Raw genomic sequence first — 5,437 nt, forward strand, 5'->3', positions numbered from 1 at the left:
GACCATGACTGAACTTCGGTTCGCTTTTTTTATATACAAATCTTTCCAAAACTATTTGTGTAAGAGGTTCTTATTTTATTGTGAATAAAACGAGTTGAATCCAGTCTTTTTTTAACTTTTTTTCAATTACTTTTGCCAACAGCAATAACTTCTATGAACATGGAATAATGTCGTCTTAGAAGTGTGTATTCTCAGAAAATAAAATACCCAAAAATGATTAATTTATACAGTGCACAACTAGATTCGTTGTCTATTCACAAAGTAGGAAACAAAAGTAGAAATGAAAATGTATTTCTTTCCGCAGAGCCTTTTCAACTAACAGACGAAATCATGCCTTTGATTAAGGAATATTTCTTTAAATCGTTTCGTGAAAAGGAAGAAAACTACTTTCAATTTACCAATGAAGTTGATATTGAGTTCAATCCGTTATATACCATTGTAACTTCAATTTTTGACGATCCGTCTTCAGTTCATGAAAATTCTAAAAAAATAGCTTCTTTATTATTTGAACAATCACAACATCCACACATTAAAAGTGGAGAAGTATATGTTGGCTATTTTGAAAATGTAGTGATTGACAATGAAAAAGTAGATGCTGTCGGAATTTTCAAATCGGAAATTAAGCATGATTTCCTTCAATTTGAAGAAAAAGGAAGCAACTTAGATGTGTTATTACAGCAAGGAGTTTCGCTTAACAAATTAGATAAAGGTTGTATCATTTTTAATGTAAAAAAGGAAGAAGGTTACAAAATTCTTTCCGTTGATAGCAACAAGTACGATACAAAATATTGGTTAGATCATTTCTTAGCGGTTGATGCGTTTGCTGACGAGAATTTTTACACTAAAAAATATTTAAAATTCTGTCAAAACTTTGCCAAAGACGTTGTTTTTCCTGCGGAAGATAAGAAGGAAGAAGTAATGTTTATGAACAGAGCTGTAAATCATTTTGCCAAAAACGATACTTTTGAAGAAACAGAGTTTTTAAATGATGTGATTGAAAATCCAGATTTAATTCCTGAGTTTAAGCATTACAAAGTGGAGAAAGGTCCAAAATACAGCATTGAAGATGTTTCGGAATTTCCAATTGCTAACAAAGCGGTTTCATCTGCGCGTAAAAGCATCAAAAACACTATTAATTTGGATACTAATATTCAAATTAAGCTCGACTTTATCAATCCAGAATCTGCAGAGAAATTTGTAGAAAAAGGTTGGGATGAAGAAAAGCAGATGTATTATTACTTAGTATATTTTAACAAAGAACAAAAAGCATAAAGTACATAAAAGAGGCTATCTAAAAAGTATAAAAAAAAGTCATTCTGAACTATGTATTGAATCAAGTTCGGCTCGACGAAAATTTAGCTTTTCAGGTAGCCTCTTTTTTAACGTTTACAATTTAGTCGTCGCCTCCAGGAAATCCGTCCAAACAAGCCTGACGCACTTCATCTACAACACAGTAACCGTTTCCGACGTAAAATCCGTCACATAAGTTACATTCATGTTCCGTTACACCGCCGTTTCCACCAGTGATTTTTAGTTGTTCTTTTTTGTTTAATTCAGAAACTCCCTTAATTCCTAAAATGCTTTTTAACATAGTTATAATTTTTAATGTGCCTACTCTGTTTACAAATCGGTTTTTCGGCTTCCACCAGCAGTATTTTATTGGTTATTCTAAATTACAGATTGCAGCTATGCGTGAGGAATATTTTTAGGTACAATGTGTATATCTGTACCCAACAAGACTTCATTTAACAATGATTTTTAAAAAATAATACCATTGGCAACTGAGCTATATATTTCATACTTTATTTTTATTTTGTAACAATTTCTAAGTTAAATCGTCAACTATATACAATCAATCAAAAAACTATATTACATTGGAAACTATTCTCACACTGCAAAATCTCAGTAAAAAATTTGGGTTAATTAAGGCAGTACAAAACTTATCATTTACCATAGAAAAAGGGAATGTATACGGCATTTTAGGGCCTAACGGAAGTGGAAAATCTACGACGTTAGGAATGGTCTTGAATGTGGTCAATAAAACTTCTGGAAATTTTCACTGGTTCGATGGAAAAGTTGCCGTACATAATGCATTGAAAAAAGTAGGTGCTATTATTGAACGACCAAATTTTTATCCGTACATGTCTGCTTACGATAACTTAAAGCTGGTTTGTAAAATTAAAAATGTTCCCACAGATAGAATTGACGAAAAACTAGAACTTGTGGGACTTTTGGAACGAAAATACAGTTCGTTTAAAACTTTTTCTTTAGGGATGAAACAGCGTTTGGCGATTGCTTCTGCCCTATTGAACGATCCTGAAATTTTAATTTTAGACGAACCTACTAACGGATTGGATCCGCAAGGAATTCATCAAATTAGAGAGATTATTAAAAAAATTGCCGCTAAAGGAACTACAATTTTATTGGCTTCACACCTTTTGGATGAAGTTGAAAAAGTATGTTCGCATGTGGTCATTTTAAGAAAAGGAGAGAAAATATATTCGGGACGCGTAGACGAAATGGTAGCGAGTCAGGGATTTTTTGAATTGAAAACCGATCAAGAAAATCAATTATTATCCTATTTACAGAATAACAATTCTTTTGGAAAAATAAAAAGACAAGACGGATTGATTACTGCTTTTTTAACGGCACCAATGAACGCAGCTGATTTTAACCAGCAAATGTTTAAAGAAGGTATTGTACTATCGCATTTGGTACAACGAAAAGAAAGCTTGGAAGAACAATTCTTAATCCTTACCAAAAATCAATCTAACTAATTTCATTCAGCAACTATGTTACGTTTACTTCAAATAGAATTTCAAAAACTCTGGCTCAACAAAACCAGTAAAATATTATTATTAATATCATTTATATTTCCACTATCCATTTTAATTCTTTCTTCGATAAAGATTAACTTTTTTGGATATTTTACCCTTGATTTATCAGAAACCAAAATTTTTGAGTTTCCGTACATTTGGCATATTACGACCTTTTTTATTGCCGGATTCAAATTTTTCTTTGCAATTGTGGTAGTTTCCATGATTGGAAATGAGTATAGCAACCGAACGTTAAAGCAGAATTTAATTGACGGATTGAGTAAAAAAGAGGTTATTCTTTCTAAATTTTACTTCATTTTAGCTTATTCATTAGTAATTACGCTTGTTGTATTTATAATTACACTTACTATTGGAGTCCTAAATACGCCTTCGCAAGATTTATATATAGATACTATTTTCAGTGGTTCTGAATTCATCTTAGCCTACTTTGTAAAACTATTGACATTCTTTAGCTTTTGCTTGTTTGTTGGAGTATTAATCAAACGATCGGCGTTTGCATTAGGCTTCTTATTTATCAGTTTTATTTTAGAATTAATTTTATACGGATTGTTTCGATTTGAATGGTACAATTACGATGTTTCAAATCAGGTAATGCAGTTTTTTCCTTTCACATCTATGTGGAATTTAATTGACGAACCAGCTACACGAATTGTAGCATTGCACAATCCGTCAGATATGGTAGTCACTGATTATCCAGCTTATTGGTATGAGTTTTTAATTGCTGGTGTTTGGATTTTTATATACATCTTCTTATCGTACCGATTACTAAAACGACGAGATTTATAACAACGCGCACAGCAAACAAATAGATTTTATAGAAAGAGCGAAGAAATTCGCTCTTTTTTTGGTTCTTAATTTAGTATCTTTGGCGCTTGATGAGTATTGACAATTGCTATGAAGTACCTCTCAGTAAAGCGCTTAATAAATTTCCCTATTTAAGAAAATGAGCCCTTTTTACAAAAACTGTTATTTCAAAATGTACACTACTCTACAAAGATTAATACTCAATACCATAAAATAATAGCGTTGAAAACGAGTTATTAGTAGGTATTGGGCATTTTACATGCATAGAAAATAACATAACAAAATGAGAAAACTTTTACTATTCGTTTTTTTAGTAGTACCCACATTGATTTTTGCACAAGGTGAAGCAGCCAATTGGTATTTTGGTCAAAATGCAGGACTTCAATTTGATCCAAATACAGGAACTGTTGCTGCGGTTACCGATGGAAGTCTTGATACTCTTGAAGGTTGTGCTTCAATTTCAAATGCTGATGGGCAATTATTATTTTATACAGATGGAATTACGGTTTGGAACAGAAATCACTTAATCATGACCAATGGTACTGGACTCAATGGAGATAGTTCTAGTACTTCTTCCGCGATTATTGTTCCAAAACCACAAGATCCAAACATCTATTATATTTTTACGGTTGATGAACCACATCACAATGATGGTGGTGTAAATAATGGATTAAACTATACCGTTGTAGATATGACGAATGGTATTGGTTTTGTTGATAATTCACAAAAAAACATACCCTTAATTACATATGACACTTCTGACGCGCAACAAACACGTTTTAAATGTTCAGAAAAAATATCTGCTGTAAAAAGTGCCGATTGTGATTCTTTTTGGGTAATCACTCATTTTATAAACAATTTCTACTCCTTTCGTGTTGACGCGCTTGGAGTAAACACTACACCTATAATTAGTACTACGCCAACATCTATTCCTATTTCTGGATATAGAAGAAATGCCTTAGGATACTTAAAAGCATCTCCGCTTGGAGATAAATTAGCTGCTGCACACTTAGGACTCACAAATGTTGAAGGTGGAAATGGCCCTGGGAAAGTAATGCTATATGATTTCGATAATGCTACAGGTATTGTAACCAATGAATTGGAATTATATAATGGAGATTCTCCGTATGGAGTAGAATTTTCTCCTGAAGCAACAAAATTATATGCAACTGTAGGACTTGGCGATAGTGGGACAGGAAACAGTTTATTGCTACAATACGATTTATTAGCAACAGATATTCCTGGTTCGCAATTTACAGTAAATGATTCTCCTGTTTTTTCTGCGGGTGCAATTCAGGTTGGTATTGATGGTAGAATATACAGAGCCTTATTAGATTTTGGAAATGTTGCTGGTTCTGGACAGTTTTTAGGTATCATTGAAAATCCTGAAGCTGCTGGTCCTGCGCTAGTATACAATGAAAATGGAATCTTATTAGATATTACAAATTCAAACACAAATTTGTCTCGAATTGGACTTCCTCCGTTCATTCAATCGTTATTTGCTACTCCAATCGATATTATCCGTAATGGTGTCTCTTCAACAGATTTGTCATTATGTACAACACAAGATTATACACTAACAGCAGATGATATTCCTGGCGCAACCTATTCGTGGACATTTGAAGGAAATCCTTTAGCGGAAACTTCTTTTCAATTAAATCTGACAAATGTAACGCTAGCTGATGCTGGTTTGTATGAAGTAACTATTGATCAAAACAATGGAGAATGTCCATTAGAAGGTCAAGCAAACATACTTATTTTTACAACCCCAACTGCCAACGTTATCGACGATCAAT

4 protein-coding genes and 1 pseudogene are annotated in these 5,437 nt (G+C 32.8%); 4 read left to right on the plus strand and 1 reads right to left on the minus strand.

Going from position 1 to position 5,437, the window contains the following annotated elements; genetic code table 11:
• The first annotated feature begins 213 nt into the window (after nt 1–213).
• Nucleotides 214–1,272 (plus strand): nucleoid-associated protein, encoded by a 1,059-nt coding sequence (locus AA089_RS22635; protein WP_046759305.1) that lies wholly within the window; start codon nt 214–216, stop codon nt 1,270–1,272.
• A gap of 121 nt (nt 1,273–1,393) precedes the next feature.
• Here the strand turns inward: AA089_RS22635 and AA089_RS22640 are convergent, their stop codons facing one another.
• Nucleotides 1,394–1,591, minus strand: coding sequence for a hypothetical protein (locus AA089_RS22640; RefSeq protein ID WP_046759306.1), 198 nt, complete (start codon nt 1,589–1,591; stop codon nt 1,394–1,396).
• 283 nt (nt 1,592–1,874) lie between these two features.
• On the opposite strand from AA089_RS22640, the gene AA089_RS22645 reads away from it, so the two are divergent.
• The 3 genes and pseudogenes from AA089_RS22645 to AA089_RS22655 form a co-directional block, all read left to right on the plus strand.
• Nucleotides 1,875–2,777, plus strand: coding sequence for an ABC transporter ATP-binding protein (locus tag AA089_RS22645; protein WP_046759307.1), 903 nt, complete (start codon nt 1,875–1,877; stop codon nt 2,775–2,777).
• Nucleotides 2,778–2,792: 15 nt separating this feature from the next.
• Nucleotides 2,793–3,623 (plus strand): ABC transporter permease, encoded by an 831-nt coding sequence (locus AA089_RS22650; protein ID WP_046759308.1) that lies wholly within the window; start codon nt 2,793–2,795, stop codon nt 3,621–3,623.
• A gap of 301 nt (nt 3,624–3,924) precedes the next feature.
• Nucleotides 3,925–5,437: pseudogene (locus tag AA089_RS22655) on the plus strand (CUB protein); the annotation flags it as partial.

This window comes from Kordia jejudonensis, from assembly GCF_001005315.1.
Taxonomy (GTDB): domain Bacteria; phylum Bacteroidota; class Bacteroidia; order Flavobacteriales; family Flavobacteriaceae; genus Kordia; species Kordia jejudonensis.